This window comes from Mesorhizobium atlanticum, from assembly GCF_003289965.1.
Taxonomy (GTDB): domain Bacteria; phylum Pseudomonadota; class Alphaproteobacteria; order Rhizobiales; family Rhizobiaceae; genus Mesorhizobium; species Mesorhizobium atlanticum.
This window is the reverse complement of the sequence record NZ_QMBQ01000008.1, coordinates 43,299-59,530: the sequence shown is the minus strand read 5'-3', so window position 1 is coordinate 59,530 and position 16,232 is coordinate 43,299. Positions and strand designations below refer to the sequence as shown.

Annotated in this window: 15 protein-coding genes; 7 read left to right on the top strand and 8 right to left on the bottom strand. The window is 63.7% G+C overall.

Features of this window, described 5'->3' with window-relative positions:
- Nucleotides 1-143: 143 nt before the first annotated feature.
- The gene (locus DPM35_RS24655; protein ID WP_112129829.1) at nucleotides 144-2,189 is read right to left on the bottom strand and encodes an oxidoreductase; all 2,046 of its coding nucleotides are present in this window, start codon (nucleotides 2,187-2,189) and stop codon (nucleotides 144-146) included.
- Between the two features lie 119 nt (nucleotides 2,190-2,308).
- Here DPM35_RS24655 and queF point away from each other — a divergent pair, with 119 nt between their 5' ends.
- The gene (gene queF, locus DPM35_RS24650; protein ID WP_112129828.1) at nucleotides 2,309-2,770 is read left to right on the top strand and encodes a preQ(1) synthase; all 462 of its coding nucleotides are present in this window, start codon (nucleotides 2,309-2,311) and stop codon (nucleotides 2,768-2,770) included.
- A 218-nt stretch (nucleotides 2,771-2,988) separates the two neighbouring features.
- Here queF and DPM35_RS24640 read toward each other — a convergent pair whose 3' ends face one another.
- The 4 genes from DPM35_RS24640 to DPM35_RS24625 all read right to left on the bottom strand — a co-directional run bounded on the left by DPM35_RS24640 (nucleotide 2,989) and on the right by DPM35_RS24625 (nucleotide 7,499).
- On the bottom strand, nucleotides 2,989-3,564 hold the full coding sequence (locus tag DPM35_RS24640) for a YqhG/Tai3 family protein (protein ID WP_112129826.1): 576 nt from the start codon (nucleotides 3,562-3,564) through the stop codon (nucleotides 2,989-2,991).
- 4 nt (nucleotides 3,565-3,568) lie between these two features.
- Complete coding sequence (locus DPM35_RS24635) at nucleotides 3,569-4,042, bottom strand: DUF3828 domain-containing protein (protein WP_112129825.1); 474 nt, start codon at nucleotides 4,040-4,042, stop codon at nucleotides 3,569-3,571.
- Nucleotides 4,043-4,135: 93 nt separating this feature from the next.
- The gene (locus DPM35_RS24630; RefSeq protein WP_112129824.1) at nucleotides 4,136-5,785 is read right to left on the bottom strand and encodes an ABC transporter substrate-binding protein; all 1,650 of its coding nucleotides are present in this window, start codon (nucleotides 5,783-5,785) and stop codon (nucleotides 4,136-4,138) included.
- Nucleotides 5,786-5,948: 163 nt separating this feature from the next.
- Nucleotides 5,949-7,499 (bottom strand): trimethylamine methyltransferase family protein, encoded by a 1,551-nt coding sequence (locus DPM35_RS24625; protein WP_112129823.1) that lies wholly within the window; start codon nucleotides 7,497-7,499, stop codon nucleotides 5,949-5,951.
- A 90-nt stretch (nucleotides 7,500-7,589) separates the two neighbouring features.
- On the opposite strand from DPM35_RS24625, the gene DPM35_RS24620 reads away from it, so the two are divergent.
- Nucleotides 7,590-8,492, top strand: a complete 903-nt coding sequence (locus DPM35_RS24620) for a LysR substrate-binding domain-containing protein (protein WP_112129822.1) — start codon at nucleotides 7,590-7,592, stop codon at nucleotides 8,490-8,492.
- A 54-nt stretch (nucleotides 8,493-8,546) separates the two neighbouring features.
- Nucleotides 8,547-10,421, top strand: a complete 1,875-nt coding sequence (mutL, locus tag DPM35_RS24615) for a DNA mismatch repair endonuclease MutL (protein WP_112129821.1) — start codon at nucleotides 8,547-8,549, stop codon at nucleotides 10,419-10,421.
- Nucleotides 10,422-10,451: 30 nt separating this feature from the next.
- On the opposite strand, the gene DPM35_RS24610 is transcribed toward mutL, so the two are convergent.
- Both DPM35_RS24610 and DPM35_RS24605 read right to left on the bottom strand, forming a co-directional pair.
- On the bottom strand, nucleotides 10,452-11,201 hold the full coding sequence (locus tag DPM35_RS24610) for a hypothetical protein (RefSeq protein WP_146767984.1): 750 nt from the start codon (nucleotides 11,199-11,201) through the stop codon (nucleotides 10,452-10,454).
- Between the two features lie 119 nt (nucleotides 11,202-11,320).
- Nucleotides 11,321-12,214: a DMT family transporter gene (locus DPM35_RS24605; protein WP_112129819.1), complete on the bottom strand. Its 894-nt coding sequence runs from the start codon at nucleotides 12,212-12,214 to the stop codon at nucleotides 11,321-11,323.
- Between the two features lie 90 nt (nucleotides 12,215-12,304).
- Between DPM35_RS24605 and DPM35_RS24600 the strand changes: the two genes are divergently transcribed.
- Nucleotides 12,305-13,231, top strand: a complete 927-nt coding sequence (locus DPM35_RS24600) for a LysR substrate-binding domain-containing protein (protein WP_112129818.1) — start codon at nucleotides 12,305-12,307, stop codon at nucleotides 13,229-13,231.
- Between the two features lie 8 nt (nucleotides 13,232-13,239).
- On the opposite strand, the gene DPM35_RS24595 is transcribed toward DPM35_RS24600, so the two are convergent.
- Complete coding sequence (locus DPM35_RS24595; RefSeq protein WP_146767983.1) at nucleotides 13,240-13,842, bottom strand: hypothetical protein; 603 nt, start codon at nucleotides 13,840-13,842, stop codon at nucleotides 13,240-13,242.
- A gap of 115 nt (nucleotides 13,843-13,957) precedes the next feature.
- Between DPM35_RS24595 and DPM35_RS24590 the strand changes: the two genes are divergently transcribed.
- The 3 genes from DPM35_RS24590 to DPM35_RS24580 all read left to right on the top strand — a co-directional run bounded on the left by DPM35_RS24590 (nucleotide 13,958) and on the right by DPM35_RS24580 (nucleotide 16,209).
- A complete protein-coding gene (locus tag DPM35_RS24590) occupies nucleotides 13,958-14,191 on the top strand; it encodes a DUF2093 domain-containing protein (RefSeq protein WP_095818449.1) in 234 nt (77 codons plus the stop codon).
- Between the two features lie 106 nt (nucleotides 14,192-14,297).
- Complete coding sequence (locus tag DPM35_RS24585) at nucleotides 14,298-15,089, top strand: glycosyltransferase family 92 protein (protein ID WP_245431629.1); 792 nt, start codon at nucleotides 14,298-14,300, stop codon at nucleotides 15,087-15,089.
- A gap of 199 nt (nucleotides 15,090-15,288) precedes the next feature.
- Nucleotides 15,289-16,209 carry a UDP-glucuronic acid decarboxylase family protein gene (locus DPM35_RS24580; protein WP_245431628.1) on the top strand — a complete coding sequence of 307 codons (921 nt, stop codon included), beginning with the start codon at nucleotides 15,289-15,291 and terminating at the stop codon, nucleotides 16,207-16,209.
- The last annotated feature ends 23 nt before the right edge of the window (nucleotides 16,210-16,232 follow it).

Genomic DNA, 16,232 nt, shown 5'->3' with positions numbered 1-16,232 from the left:
ATTGGTTATACATACAAGCATATACAAATGATTTTGGAAGCCGCAGTGAACAGCCGACCGCAGAGGGCGCGGTACCCGCACCGATACCGCAAGCCTGTACGGCGCTTTTCCTGCCGCCGCGATTTCGCGCCGCGGCCTGTCAGTCAGATCCTGATGCCGAACCGGATGCCGTCATAGATGGCCGCGTGGATGTTGCGCGAGGCGACCGCGTCGCCGATGCGAAACAACACAAAGCCACCTTCGGCATTGCGCGCGGGGAAGATGTCGCCGCCGTTCACCAGCCGCTCATAATCGACCGCGCCGCCATTCTTCGACAGCGGTTTGAGAGCGAGGTAGAGGTCGTCGAGGGGTGCTGTGCCATGCTCGACCACCACCTGGTCGACCCGCCTTTCGCTGCGCCAGCCGTCGGCAAAATCCGAAGCGAGCTCGGCGACGAGTTGGTTGCCCTCGCGCCGCACTGAACGCAGGCGGGTGTTGATGGTGACGGTGACGCCCTTCTCGTGGAAGGCGCGCATATAGGGCACGTGGTTCATACCGCCCATTTCCGGGGCGAAAAAGCGCTCTGGCGAGACCAGCTCCAGCTTCGAGCCACTGTTGGCGATGAGTTCGGCCGCGCCCATGCCCTGATGGCCGCCATTGTCGTCATAGAGCAGGACGTTCTCGGCCGGCTTGACGCTGCCGGCCATGATGTCCCAACTCGAGGTCACAAGATTGTCGCCGGCCGTCAGTGGCGGGTTCTGCGGCATGCCGCCCGTCGCCACGATCACCACGTCCGGCGCCAGCGCCAGCACATCGTCCTTCTCGGCCCAGGTGTCGTAGCGGATCTCGACGCCAAGACGATCCAGTTCGGCAAGCCGCCAGTCGATGATGCCGATCAGTTCCTTGCGGCGCGGGTTCTGGGTGGCGAGCCTCACCTGCCCGCCTGCCTGGCTGGAAGCTTCCAGCACCGTCACCCGGTGGCCGCGTTCGGACGCGACGCGCGCGGCCTCCAGGCCACCGGCGCCGGCCCCAACCACCACGACTTTCTTCTTCGGTCCTTCGCTCCTGGCGATAATGTGCGGAATGCTCGCCTCGCGACCGGTCGCGGCGTTATGGACGCAAAGCGCCTCGCCGCCTTCGTAAATGCGGTCGAGGCAATAGGTTGCGCCGACGCAAGGCCGGATCTCGTGCTCGCGACCCTCCATCACCTTCTTGACGATATGCGGATCGGCGATGTGGGCGCGCGTCATACCGACCATGTCGAGCTTGCCGGTGGCGATGGCGTGACGGGCGGTGGCAACATCGGAGATGCGCGCGGCGTGGAAGGTCGGGAATTTCGTCGCCGCCCTCACCTCGCCGGCGAAATCCAGATGCGGGGACGAGCGCATGCCGGTCACCGGGATGACCTTGGTCAGCGACGCATCGGTTTCGATCGTGCCGCGGATGATGTTGAGGAAATCGACCTTGCCGGAGTTGGCCAGACGCCTGGCGATCTCGATGCCTTCCTCCTTCGACAGCCCGTTTTCGAAATCCTCGTCGGCAACCATGCGGATGCCGACGACGAATTTTTCCCCAACCGCGGCGCGCACAGCATCCAGCACCATGTTGGTGAAGCGCAGCCGGTTGTCGAGCGAGCCACCGAACTCGTCGTCGCGGTGGTTGGTGAGCGGCGACCAGAAGCCGTCCATCAGGTGGCCGTAGGATTCAAACTCGATGCCGTCGAGGCCGGCCGCCTGGCAGCGCTGCGCGGCCGAGGCATAATCGGCGACGATGCGCTCGATGTCCCACTCCTCAATGGTCTTCGGGAAGGCGCGATGCGCCGGCTCGCGCACCGGCGAAGCCGATAGCACCGGCAGCCAATCGGCCTTGTTCCAACCGGTGCGGCGGCCAAGATGGGTGATCTGGATCATCACCTTGCAGCCATGCTCGTGGCAGGCATCCGCCAGTTCGGCGAGCCACGGCACGATGCGGTCGTCATAGACATGCAGATTGCCGAAGGCGGCCGGGCTGTCGCGCGAGACGATCGCGGAACCCGCCGTCATGGTGAGAGCCATGCCGCCCTTGGCCTTCTCGGCATGGTAGAGCCGGTAGCGCTCCTTCGGCATGCCGTCCTCGGAATAGGCCGGTTCATGGCTGGTCGACATCACCCGGTTCTTCAGCGTCAGGTGCTTGAGCTGGTAGGGTTGGAGAAGCGGGTCGTTGCTGGTCATCGTCTTCCTGCCGTTTCAAATTGTGCTAATGAGCGGCCCAAGCCCGCCGCGTCCGAAAGGTTGCGGCGCAATTTCCGCTTTGTTTTGCCTGCCGCTTTGGCGGCAGCAAGGAGCCGCCCATGACCGATGCCAAGAACCTCACCCAGCTCGGCAAGCACGTCGAGACGCCACAGAGCCCCGAACAGGCGGTCCTGGAGACCGTGCCGTTCCAGCGCGGCGATGGTCCGCCGGCGATCGTGCGCTTCACCTGCCCCGAATTCACCTCGCTCTGCCCGGTCACCGGCCAGCCCGACTTCGCCCACATCGTCATCGACTACGCGCCCGACCAGACGCTGGTGGAATCGAAGTCGCTGAAGCTGTTCATGACCTCGTTCCGGAACCATGGCGCCTTCCACGAAGAGTGCACGGTGATGATCGGCCGCCGCATCGTGGAAGCGACCAAGCCGCTCTGGCTGCGCGTCGGCGGCTACTGGTTCCCGCGCGGCGGCATCCCGATCGACGTCTTCTGGCAGACCGGCGCGCCGCCTAAGGACGCTTGGCTGCCCGACACCGGCGTTGCGCCCTATCGCGGACGAGGATGAAATTTGTTGCGAAAGGTTGGCGGGACAGCGCCCCCCTCTTTCCTGCCGGACATCTCCCCCACAAGGGGGGAGATTGGCAGCTTCGGCGCCCCGCTTATCCTGCGACGTCGAAGATTGGCGAAAGCCGGCGTGAAACCTGATCTCCCCCCAAGTGGGGGAGATGGCCGGCAGGCCAGAGGGGGGCGCGAAGGATCGCCGACACTGATCGCTAGTCACCATCATTCGCACTGATACTGGCTCAGCGCCCATTCGCCGGTCACCGACAGGAGGTCGGAGACCTTCCAGGCGCCACCGACCTTCTTCAGCTTCCATTCCAGCCGGTGCTGGTGGCCTTCGACGACGAAGGCGACGACCACCTTGGCCTCGTCGCCATTGACGGCCTCGATGGTGCGCAAACTCCGGTCTATGGCCAGCTTGTCGTAGTCGGCATTGTCGAGCGCCATGTTGGGATCCAGGCACTCGCCCTGCCCCGAAGCGCGTAGCGCGTCGCTCTTGTCGAGCACGGTTTTCGCCGGGTCGATGAAGTTCTTGCGCTGGGACGGATCGAGCTCCAGCCCGAGATGTTCGTAGAAGGGCTTTACCACCGCCGTAGGTGACCCGGGCAGAACAGGCGCGGCAGGCGCCGGTTCGGCCGGCTTGCTTTCCGGCGCAGCGGCCGCAGGCGGCGAGGTATCGTCGCCCGATGAGGCTTTCGGCGGCGGCGCACCGAAGAGCCCCTGCGCAGAGGCGCCGCCACTCAGTCCCGCGGCCAGCATCGACAAGCTCGCCAGCGCGAGGACAAAGCGGCGAAGCACGACATCACTCCGTCGAGGCGCCGCATTCCAGCGCGCTGAGCTTCCAGTCGCTGGTCTTGGAGCTGATGTCGGCGATCTTCCACTTGCCGTCCACTTTCTTCAGCGACCACACCATTTCGCGTTTGGAGTCATCGCCTTCCGGGAAAAGATTGAAGTTTGCCGTCACCTCGGCGGTATCGCCGTTGACGGTCTCGGTGAGCTTCAGCGTCTTCGACAGAGTCTTCTGATCGAAATCCTGCGCGTCGAGGCCGGGGTCGAAGTCGAGGCAGGACACCTCGTCGGGCTTCTCCTTCTGCGCCTTGTCGTTGGCTTCGAACAGCTTGGTGACCGGCTCGGTGAAACGGTCGCGATATTTCGCGTCTCCCTCGAACTTCACCGCCGGCACATAGAAGAACTTGACGGCGTTGGACGCCGGCCCGGCGAGCACGGCGCCGGGCAAGGCAATCGAGAAGACAGCGGCAAGCACTATCGGCTTCATGCAGGATCTCCGGGGTTCGGCGGCGTGGCGGCACGCTTGCCACCACGCATCCTGCATATCGCCTTTTTTGCGGCTCATGAAGTCCAGGCGCGCTCAGGCATCCAGCCAGACGTTCTGGAAGTCCATTTCATAGGTCTGGTGCATCGAATAGTTCTTCACCTTTTTGTTCATGTGGCAGTAGAGCTTCTGCCAGAAGGGCTGGATGATGACGCCGGAGTCCTGCAGGATCGCCTCGACGTCTTTCATCACCTCCTTGCGCTTGGCGACATCGATCTGCGACAGCGCCTCCTTGAGCTTGGCATCGAACTCCGGATTGGAATAGGCCGTCTCGTTCCAGGCTTCGCCCGAGCGGTAGCCCAGCGCCAGCACCTGCACGCCGAGCGGGCGCATGTACCAGATGGTCATGGAATAAGGATATTTCGTCCAGTCGTTCCAGAAGGTCGAGCCGGGCAGCACGGTGCGCTTCACCTTGATGCCGGCATCGCGCAGCTGTCCGGCGATGGCATCGCCGGTGTTCTTCTGCCACTCGTCCTCGACGGTGATCAGCTCATGTTCGAAGTCGGCCTGGCCAGCGTCGGCCATCAGCTTCTTGGCGCCGGCGGCGTCGCGCTCCTTCTTAGGCAGCGGGTAGTATTCGGGATGGATCGGGGCGACGTGGTGGTTCTCGCCGACCGTGCCGCGGCCATTGTAGCCGAGCTGCATCACCTGGTTGTTGTCGACCGCCATCTGCAGTGCGTTGCGCACCCGCTTGTCGTCATAAGGCTTATGGGTGATGTTCGTGCGGGCGACGAGCGTGGTTGCCGTCGCGACCTCCGACTTGATCAGGCCCATCTTGTCCAGCGGATCGATGTAGTCGGCCGGCGTCTCGAAATCGAGGTCGATCTCGCCGGAATCGAAGGCGTTCAGCGTGGCGTTGAAGTCGGTGCCGTAGTCGATGAACTCGACGCCGTCGAGCGGTGCCTCGCCACCCCACCACTTGCCGTTTTCGCGGCGCTTGACGACCGCCTTTTGACCCACCGAATAGGACACCAGCTCGAAAGCTCCGGTGCCGATCGGCTTCTTGATCGGATCGGCGCCGTCCTTGTCGAAGTCGCGATGCACGACCAGCGCCGGATAGTCGGTGAGGCCAGGTATGATGGCGATATCGGCTTCGTTGAGCTTCAGCTTGACCGTGTGGTCGTCGACCTTGGTGATCGCGCCATCCTTCGCCTTGCCGGTCTTGGCGTCGATCAGCGCGCCGACGCGGGCGGCCATGGAATTGCCGGAAGCCCCCTTCTCGCACCAGCGGTTCAGATTGGCGACCACGTCATCGGCGTTGAAGGCATCGCCATTGTTCCAGGTCACGCCCTTGCGCAGATGCAGCGTGTATTCGGTGGCATCATCATTGACGTCCCAGCTTTCGAGCAGGACCGGCTCGAAGGTGAACTGGTGCGTGTAGCGCACCAGCGGCTCCAGCCAGCAGCGGGTGACGTTCGCCATCTCCGTCCAGTCATAGGTGCGCGGATCCTTCTGCGCCTTGACCGACATGGCGACATGCAGCGTGCCGCCCTTCTTGGGCTCGTCGGCCAGCGCCTTGGTCGGCGCGGCAAGGCCGAGCATGCCATAGGCGAAAGCCGTCGATGCGCCGAAGGCGCTTGCCAGCGCCAGGAATTCGCGCCGGTCGACACGGCCCGCGCGCGCCTCCTCGGCCATCGCTTCGATCGCGGCCGGGACCCGGTCACCATTGCTTCTGAAAAGTGTCATTGTCGTTCTCCCATTCTTATCGGGTCTACGCCCGTTTTTGGTTCAACTAGTGCGTTTCACCGTTTCACTGAAACGGCGAAACGCCCTATCTCCTTGTTTTTAAGCAATTCCGGACGGAAAACCGCTCACACTTCTCCTGGAATTGCTCTAACGCTGCCTTCCATCAACTAACGCTGTCGGGCAGCTTTTCCTCACGCCGCGCGATCAAATCCGCGAGACCCTCGGCAATGGCCTCGTCGAGCTTCGGCTCCTGGTAGTCGGCCAGCATGGCGCGCGCCTTTTCGCGGCCGCGCGTGTCGTGGTCCTTCGCGCCTTCGGCGCTCCATTGCTCGAAGGAATTGAAGTCCATGATGTTGGGCATGAAGAAGGCGCTCTCGAAATGCTCGAGCGTGTGCTGCGTGCCGAGGAAATGCCCTTGCGGGCCGACCTCGCGGATCGCCGCCATCGCTTCCTTGAAATCGCCGAAGGGCAAGCCGCCGGCATATTTGTACCAGCCGACCAGTTGCTCGCAGTCGGTGGCGAATTTCGAATAGCCGCAGGTGAGGCCCGCCTCCAGCCAGCCCGCGGAATGCCAGATGTAGTTGGCGCCGGACAGGATCGCGGCATGCATAAGCATGTTCGCCTCGTAGCCGGCCTGCGCATCGTTGAGCTTTGAGCCGACATGGAAGCCGGAGGTGCGCCATGGCAGCTTGTATTTCCTGGCCAGCGCGCCCATCAGATACATCATCTGGGCAGCCTCCGGGGTGCCGCCCATCGGCGCGCCGGTCTTCATGTCGACCGTCACCATGAACTGACCATAGATCTGCGGCGAGCCCGGACGGATGAGCTGGGTGAACGCGACCCCGGCCAGCGCCTCGGCATTGACCTGCGCCACCGCGCCGACGGCGGAAGCCGGCGTCGAGGCGCCGCAGAGCGCGAACGGCGCCAGGATGAGCGGCTGATTGTGGCGCGCGTAAACCCGCATGGCGTCGAGCATGGTGGCGTCCCACACCAGCGGCGAATTGCAGTTGGTGATCGCCACCAGCACGGGGTTGTCGCGCACGAACTCCTCGCCGAAGACGATTGCAGCCATGGCCATCGTATCCTCGGCGCGCTCCTTGGAGGTCACGATACCCATGAACGGCTTGTCGGAGTGTTTCAGCGCCGAATGGATGATGTGCAGATGCCGCTTCGGCACCGGGATCTCCATCGGCTCGCAGATGATCGAGCTCGACGAATGCAGCGCCGGCGCCATGTAGGCCATCTTGTGGAAATTGTTGAGGTCAGCGAGTGTGCCGTAGCGGCGCTTGTTGTCGAGGTCGCGGATATAGGGCGCGCCATACATCGGCACGAAGATCGAATTCTTGCCGCCGACGCGGACGGTGCGTTCGGGGTTGCGCGCGTGAAGCGTGAACTCCGGCGGGACCTTCGAGACCAGCTCCATCAACAGCGCGCGGTCGATACGCACACGCGTATCCCTGACATCGGCGCCCGCCGCCTTCCAGAGCGCGATGGCCTCGTCGTCGCGGAATTCGCAGCCCACTTCCTCGAGGATCTTCAGCGATTCCTCGTGGATCAGCTCCACCGCCTCGTCGGGCACGATCTCGTAGGCGGGAATCTGCCGGACAAGGGTGGGAAACGACGCGATCGGCGCGCTTCTGAGCGCCTTGCGGCCAAGGCGGCCACCGCCGCGACGGTGCGTCTGTTCGGTCAGTTCAACGGCCGGTGCGTTCATGGGATCTCCTTCTTCCCGCCCGACCAAGTTAGCGAGACGAAATATGGATGTGATGCTGGAAAATCCTGATCTCTTGTATAAGCTCGCCTTATGCGAAGCCTACGCCACCTCCTGCCCTCCGCCGGCAGCCTCATCGTCTTCGAGGCCGCGGGCCGACTGTCGAGCTTCACCGCCGCCGGGCGCGAGCTCGGCATGACGCAGGCGGCCGTCTCCTATGCGGTGCGCGGCCTGGAGGAGCAGCTCGGCGCCAAGCTCTTCCAGCGGCGCCACCGCCAGGTGGTTCTGACGGAGGCCGGCGAACGTTTCCACGCCGACGTATCGCTGGGCCTCTCGCATATCCGCAAGTCGGCCGAGGACCTTCGCCTGCAGGCGACCGGCGGTCATGTGACTCTAGCCGCCTCGACCGCCTTCGGCTCCTTCTGGATGATGCCGCGCCTGCAGCAGTTCCGCGACGAACTGCCGGGCGTCGACCTGCGCATCCAGACCGCCGACCGCGACCTCGACATCATCGCCGAGGGGATTCCGCTCGGGGTGCGCGGCGGCGTGCCGCGCGACTGGCCGGACTATCATTCGCTGTCGCTGTCCGACGAAGAAATCTTCCCGGTCGCCGGCCCAAGCTATCTCGCCAAATTCGGCAAGCCGAGGACGGTCGAGGAACTGGCCACGCACCGGCTGATCCACCTGGAAGAACCTTATCGCGAGGCCCCGACCTGGGACGAATGGTTCGCATCGGCCGGCACCAGCCTGCGCAATGCCGAGCGTGGCTTGCGCATCAACGACTATGCGCTGGTGATTCAGGCGGTGATGGAAGGGCAAGGCATCTCGCTCGGCTGGCGGCATCTGGTCGAGCGCCTTGTGGCCTCAGGGCTGCTGGTGCCGGTGACCGATCATGTGATGCGGACCGGCATCGGCTTTCACGTCATCTGGCCGAAGAACCGCGACCTCAGCGACAACGCCCGCAGGGTCAGGGACTGGCTGGTGGCGCAGGCGTGAGGTTCTGGAAACAACCCCTCCCCGACGCAGTTCGAATCCGCCTATAATCGCCGCATGCCCATCCGCCAGCTTTCCGAAACGATGATCAACCAGATCGCCGCCGGCGAGGTCATCGAGCGTCCGGCGAGCGTGGTGAAAGAGCTGGTCGAGAATGCGCTCGACGCCGGCGCTTCGCGCGTCGAGATCGTCACCGCCGGCGGCGGGCTGAACCTGATCCGCGTCACCGATGACGGCTCGGGTATCCCCGAACGGGAACTGGCGCTGGCCATTGCCCGCCACTGCACCTCGAAGCTTTCCGACGATATCCACGACATCCGCTCGCTCGGCTTTCGCGGCGAGGCCTTGCCCTCGATCGGGTCCGTCGCGCGGCTGTCGATCCGTTCGCGCACGGTGTCCGGCGACAGCGCGGCCGAGATCGGCATCGACGGCGGGCGCGTCTTACCGGTGAAGCCGGCGGCAGCCAATCGCGGCACGACGGTCGAGGTGCGTGACCTTTTTTTCGCCACGCCGGCACGCCTGAAATTCATGAAGGGCGAACGCGCCGAAAGCTCAGCCACCAGCGACGTGGTGAAACGCATCGCCATCGCCTTTCCCGCTGTCCGTTTCACGCTAGCCGGTGCCGACCGCTCGACGCTCGAATTGCCGGCGACCAGCGACACACCAGAGGGCCGGCTCGCCCGCGTCGCGCAGGTGATGGGCAAGGATTTCCCCGACAATGCCATTGCAATCGATGCCATGCGCGACGGCGTGCATCTGGCCGGCCACGTCTCGATCCCGTCCTACACGCGCGCCAACGCGCTGCAGCAATATGCCTATGTCAACGGACGGCCGGTGCGCGACAAGCTGATCGCCGGCGCGATCCGCGGCGCCTTCGCCGACGTTTTGCCGCGCGACCGCCATGCGGTCACCGTGCTCTTCCTGTCGCTCGATCCTTCGACGGTCGACGTCAATGTGCATCCGGCCAAGGCCGATGTGCGCTTCCGCGATCCGGGCCTGGTGCGCGGACTGATCGTCGGCGCCATCCGCGAGGCGCTGGCCGGCGCGGGCATTCGCGCGGCAACCACGGGGGCTGCCGGCATGATGGCGGCGTTCAGGCCGGGCGTAGCGCCTTATTCGCATCCCGGCCCGACCGGCGGCCATCGCAGCTACGAGGCCGCCTATCACGCTTCCGGGTCCGGCGGCTTCGACCCGTTGCGCTCGGCGCAGCGGCCACTCGACATGGGTTACGGCGAAGCAAGGCCGCCAGCGAACGGCTTTGCGGAAAGCGAGCAAGCGGCTTTCGACACCGGGCCGCTGGCCAGCGCCGATGCCCGCGCGGGCGTCGCCGAGCCGGCCGAGGCGCTGCTCGGCATGGTGCTGGGCGCGGCGCGCGCGCAGGTGCATGAGAATTATATCGTCGCCCAGACGAGGGATTCGCTCATCATCGTCGACCAGCATGCCGCGCATGAGCGGCTGGTCTATGAGGCGCTGAAGAATGCGCTGCATTCGCGCGCGGTGCCGTCGCAGATGCTTCTGCTGCCCGAGATCGTCGACCTGCCGGAAGAAGACGCCGAGCGGCTGGCGATGCATTCCGAGACGCTTGCCCAATTCGGCCTAGGCCTGGAGCGCTTCGGCCCCGGCGCGGTAGTGGTGCGCGAGACGCCGTCGATGCTCGGCGAAACCAATGTGCAGCAGCTGGTGCGAGACCTTGCGGACGAGATCGCCGACAACGACACCGTCGAGACGCTCAAAGACCGGCTGGACAAGATCGCCGCCACCATGGCCTGTCACGGTTCCGTCCGCTCCGGCCGGCTGCTCAAGGCGGAAGAGATGAATGCGCTGCTGCGCCAGATGGAGGCGACGCCCGGCTCCGGCACCTGTAATCATGGCCGCCCGACCTATATCGAGCTGAAGCTCGCCGACATCGAAAGGCTGTTTGGGCGGCGGTGAGATTTCGCCAGCCTTCAACAGGCAATCTCATCAGTGCACCAATCGGTGATACGTCCCGGTTTTCGGGGAGAAGCCATACTCCACCGTATAGCCGCCGTTGCCGCGAAAATTCACGGAAATAATCTCTTCGTCCTGCTTTTGAACGTTCAAATAGATGGGCGTCATCAGCATGCCGGCGTTGCAGTCGTTATCGTCGAACCGAATGCTCTGAACGGCCTTCCTTTGCTTCTTGCTGATAACCTGCAGTTTGGTCATGCATATACCGGCGTCGGTTTTGGTGAAGATGCCTGTAAATCGATGGATGGCCGTCTGCGCCCAAAAGGGAATCTCGACGATTCCCTTGACCCTGCCCTCGGCCGTATCGTCGAGGCCGGCGACCTGCTGAAGCACGACCGGAAACTTCTCCAGCCCCTTGATCCAGATTCCGGTTGCTCCGCTTTCACTGAGGTCGAGCGAAAGCGGGCATCCCGTGGTATCGACAGGCGTCTTTGATCCCATCACCAAAACTCGATCCAATTCCTTGTCGTCTGCGATCTCGCAAAGCGTGAGCTTGGTTCCTTCGGCTTTGCCGTAGAGCGCGATAGGGCTCTGCTTGGCGTCGTAAAAGTAGCTTCCCTCCACCGTGATCCCGCTGCCGAAGCCGTCATATCTCTGGAGGGACAGGTGCACCGGGTTCGGCCCGATTGAGCCTTCATAGTTCTTGACCTGATACCAGCCCGCGAAAGCTTTTCCGCTCGACACGAGCAGGCAGAGCGTCACGGCTAAGAGCCATTTTCCCATCTCGATCCCCTCCATCGAACGGGGGTCAAGATAGCTTGCTTCGTGCCGGCATCAAAAGCCGGCACTTGATTGATTGCAACTTATCAACTTGAGTCCGGAAACGGCCTCAACCATTTGATCTACCGCTTCAAATTCACCACGATCACACCACCCAGCGCCAGCGCGCCGCCGAGGATGCCGAGCAGGCTTGGCACTTCGCCCAGCCAGAAGAAGCCGATCAGCGCGGAGGTCGGAGAGACCAGGTAGAGGAAGTTCGAGGCGCGGGCGGCAGGCAGGCGCGAGAGCGCCGTTGCCCAGGCGGCATAGGCGATCAACGAGGGCACGATGCCGAGATAGATGACGGCACCAAGGCCGGCATGGTCAGCGACGGCGGCCTGCCGGAATGCCTCGGGCAGGAAGGGCGACAAACAGAGCGCGCCGAGCACCATGTTGGAGGCGGAGATCGTCAACGGATGGTGGCGGGCAAAGAGCGGCTTCTGGACGATGGTGTTGACGGCTGAACAAAGCGCCGAGCCCAGCACCAGCAGCGCGCCGGTATTGAAATGCAGCCCGTGCCCGTCAGCCATCGCGATGATGCCGATGCCGGCGAACGAGATGACGGTGCCCAGCCAGGCGATGCCGGAAAAGCGCTCGCCGAGCAGCGCCATCGCCATGATCGCCGTGAAGATCGGGCTGACATTGATGATGAAGCCGGCCGCGCCCGCCGAGACGGTGAGCTCGCCGAAATTGAGCATGGCGGTGTAGAGCGCGACGAAGATGGCGCCGCCGAAGGCGAAGCGCCAAAGCTCGTCGATCCTGGGCAGCGCCGGGCGCCTCACGGCCAGGAAGATGGCGGCCGGAACCGCCGCGATGGCAAAGCGCAGCGCACCGAGCTCCAGCGGCTGGAAGGCGGCGAGGCCGGCGCGGATCGCCGGGAAGGCCGAGGCCCAGCCAAGCACCGTCAGCGCCACCGCGATGGCCGCGGTGGTGTCCATGCGCTGTGTCTCATTCAACGTGCCGGTGTAAGCGCTCATTGCCGTAACCTCGTTTTTCTGTGCCATGGATGCAGAAAACGCTATCGCCGGCCAATTGACAAACGAGCAAATCGAGGGTCAGCTGTGAGCATGGATCACAGCTCTGACCAGATATTGCCGTTGGAAACCTTGCGCGCCTTCGATGCCGCGGCGCGCACGGGGAGTTTTTCCGCGGCGGCCGAAAAACTCAACCTCACCCATGGCGCGGTGAGTCGCCAGATCGCCAAGCTTGAAGACTGGCTGGGGCTGAAAGTCTTCGAGCGCAATGCGCGCGGCGTGACGCTGACGATCGAGGGCAATCGCCTGCATCTTCGCACCACGGAGGCCTTCGCGCTGATTTCGGTCAATTCCGACCGCTGGGTCGAGCCCCGCGGCACAGCCGTCGTGCGGCTGGCCTCGATCCCCTCGGTGAGCGGGCTGTGGCTGATGCCGCGCATGGCCGCATTGGAGAACCATCCGACCAAGCTGCGCATCGTGCTCGATGTCGACAACCGCCAGGCAGACCTTGCCGACGAAGGCATCGACCTTTCGGTGCGCTGCGGCCGCGGCCGCATTCCCGGCCGCGTCTCGGTGCAGCTCTTCGAGGAGCAGATTTTCCCCATTGCCTCGCCGGAACTCGCCAAGGAGATCGGACGGGGCGACCCCGCGCGGCTGCTGAAGTACCCGCTGATCAACGATTCCGATGCATCCGCGTGGCGCGCATGGCTCGCCGCGCAAGACATCGATTACCGCCCCCGTCCGCAGGACAGGCGTTTCGAGGACTACAATCTGGTGCTGGACGCGGCGGCGCATGGGCTGGGCATTGCGCTGGCGCGGCCGCCGCTGACCGCGGACCAACTCCAATCGGGCCGCATCGTTGCCGTCGATGAGCGCGTTGCGCTCAATCCGGTGTCTTACTGGATGGACCGCCCGGTCGGCCGGCCGCGCGCGGCCGCGGCAGATCTTGCCGGGCGCATCGCCGAGCAGGCGGGGCTTGCTCCGGAAAAGCTCGAAGCTTTCCTTCAGGACGATGTCTAAGGACTGACTTAGCGAAGCAGCAGAACCATGATTGTTGCCGTCACCGCCGAGACGATGGCCGTGACAACCGAGATCGTCCAAAGGGATATCGGCGCGGATTCCGATCTCGGCGCGTGACCAGCCGAGCGGACCGCGGCGCCGCGCGGCTGCGGCGCGTTGGCGTTGGCCGCAACCAGCACCGCGGCGGAAGCGACGGCCGGCGAAAAAGTTGACGGCACCGGCACAACCGCGGGCCTGGACATATTGTCTGCAACCGCTGCCTGCGGCGAGCCGAAGCCGCGCGGAGCCTGATCGGTATCCGTCGCCGCCCTGCCCGTCGAGGGTCTTGCCGGCGATTCTTCGGTGACGGCATCGGGCTCCATCACGGCCCGGTAAGCGTCCTCGACCTCGGAGGACGACAGGCGTTGCGGTGCCTGGGCCGCAGGGCGCGGCAGCGCGCTTTGCAGCGACTGGGCCGCGATTTGCGCCGCCTGCCCCGTCGAGGGCGCCGGCGGCTGGATCAGCGTCTTGATCAAAGCCGCCGCCGCCGGATCGGCCTTGGGCAAAGGCACCGGCTGCGGCGTGAGCGCTTCACCGATCAGTGCGTTCAAGCGGGTCGAGGTGATGTCCATGCCGGCTTCCGGAAACCATTTCTCCACTTGAGCCATACCGCATGAGCATTGCGTCAAGCTTGACGTTGCCGGCAATTTGTGGCGATTGAAACCCGATGAACGCAAGCGTCCTTTCATGATGAACCGTTTCGAAGGCCCGGGCGGCAGGGAAGCCCGGATCCGCTATCTCGACGGTGACTTCCAGGTCACCAGTCCGGGTGCGTTCGTGCGCTGCGCGGTGACGGGCGAGAACATTCCGCTCGACGAGCTCAAATATTGGAGCGTCGCCCGGCAGGAGCCCTACGTGAACGCCGCGGTCTCGCTTGCCCGCGAAATCGAGATGCACCCGGAACTGCGCAAACGGGGATAGGCCGTGCGAGCCCATGGCGCCGTGGCAATCAAATCTCGACCGCCGACGATACCGCATTGAAAACTTCAAAAACTCTCTCAAGACCCTTCTTCGCATGCCACTTATCATGCGTGCGAGACTGCGCGATCGGGCGGTGTCGAGGGCGCCTCGATTCAAGCTGACGGCCTGCGCCATCTTCCGCGAGGAAGCGCCGTTCCTGGCCGAGTGGATCAGGTTCCACCAGAATGTGGGATTTGAGCACTTCTATCTCTACAACAACTTCTCGACCGACAATTTCAGGACGGTGCTGGAGCCGTTCATCGAGGAAGGGCTGGTCACGCTGGTCGATTGGCCGCGGCCGGTGGGGCAGTTGTCCGCCTATCAGGACTGCGTCCGCCGGCGCTGGAACGAAGCATTGTGGATCGGGCTGTTCGATATCGACGAGTTTCTTTTCGCGCCCGACGGGCGCGACGTTCCCTCCGTCCTCAGGGACTATCGCGACCTGCCTGGCGTTTGCGTCTGGCAGGCTTTCTATGGCTCGTCGGGGCATGTCGAGCGACCGGAAAGTCCGGTGGTTGAAGCCTATACGATGCGGGCAGGACCGGATATCACGACCGCCAAGACAATCGTCAATCCGCGCTTGGTCTACAAGCCGGGGGTCCATCTGTCGAAATTCCTGTTCGGCGAAGGGATGGACACCCATAGGCGGACGATCGTGCCCGGCATGCCTCCCAAGCTCGATATTTTGAGGATCAATTACTATTGGTCGCGATCGCTCGCCGACCTCGACCAGAAAATCCGGCGCGGCGACGCCTCGACGTCGGCACTGCGCGACCGGGACTGGCATTTCGATTTCGAAAGCAAGCTCAATGTCGAGCGCGACGAGGCCATCCTCGAGGCGATGCGGCGCCAGCGCTGAGGCAAACCTTGCAACTGGCCTCGTGGCTTCACCGCCGGCACCATCCGCCCGCGGAACCCGGCCCCATACAGGTTCGCGGCCGAGTGCCGGCAACAATTGATCGCCGCGGCGAAAAACCATTCTTCCAACGCACGTGACAGGTTCGTGAATCTGCGGTTATAGAAGTTGGGGGTATGGGGGATCTGCCGTGAAGGCTCTGGTGACCGGCGGCGCCGGCTTTATTGGTTCGCATCTATGCGACCTGTTGCTGGCAAGAGGCCATGAAGTAATATGTCTCGACAATTTCTCGACTGGTTCGGATGAGAACATCCGCCACCTTTCAAACAATGCGCGGTTCAGGCTGCTGAGGCACGATGTCACCGTGCCGCTTCAGGCCGAGGCCGATGAGATCTTCAATCTCGCTTGCCCCGCCTCGCCTGTTCACTATCAGCGCATTCCGATCGAGACGACAAAGGCCTGCGTCTATGGCGCCATCAACATGCTCGACCTTGCATGTGCTTCGGGCGCCAAAATCCTTCAGGCGTCGACATCCGAGGTCTATGGCGATCCGCAGGTCCATCCCCAGACCGAGGCCTATTGGGGTCATGTCAACCCGATCGGCCCGCGCAGCTGCTATGATGAAGGCAAAAGATGCGCCGAAGCGCTGTTCTTCGACTATCGGCGCCGGTCGCAACTGCCGATCAAGGTGGTGCGCATCTTCAACACCTATGGGCCTCGCATGCACCCTTCGGATGGGCGCGTGGTCAGCAATTTCATCGTCCAGGCGTTGCGCAACGACCCCATAACCATCTACGGCGACGGAAGCCACACGCGCAGCTTCTGCTACGTCGACGACCTGGTGGAGGCGATGGCCGGGATGATGGCGACGCCCGACGATTTCATCGCGCCCGTCAACATCGGAAACCCGATGGAAGTCACGATCCTAGAGCTGGCCGAACTGGTGTTGGGCATCGTCGGCGGCAAGTCCAAAATCGAGTTCAAACCCCTCCCGGAAGACGATCCGCAACAGCGCCAACCCGATATAGGCCTGGCGCGTTCGGCATTGGGCTGGTCCCCTCGTGTTGCCCTCGAAGACGGACTTGGCGAGACCGTCCGCTATTTCCGTGGGCTTATCAACTGACCGCAGCGCACCGGATCGACCAG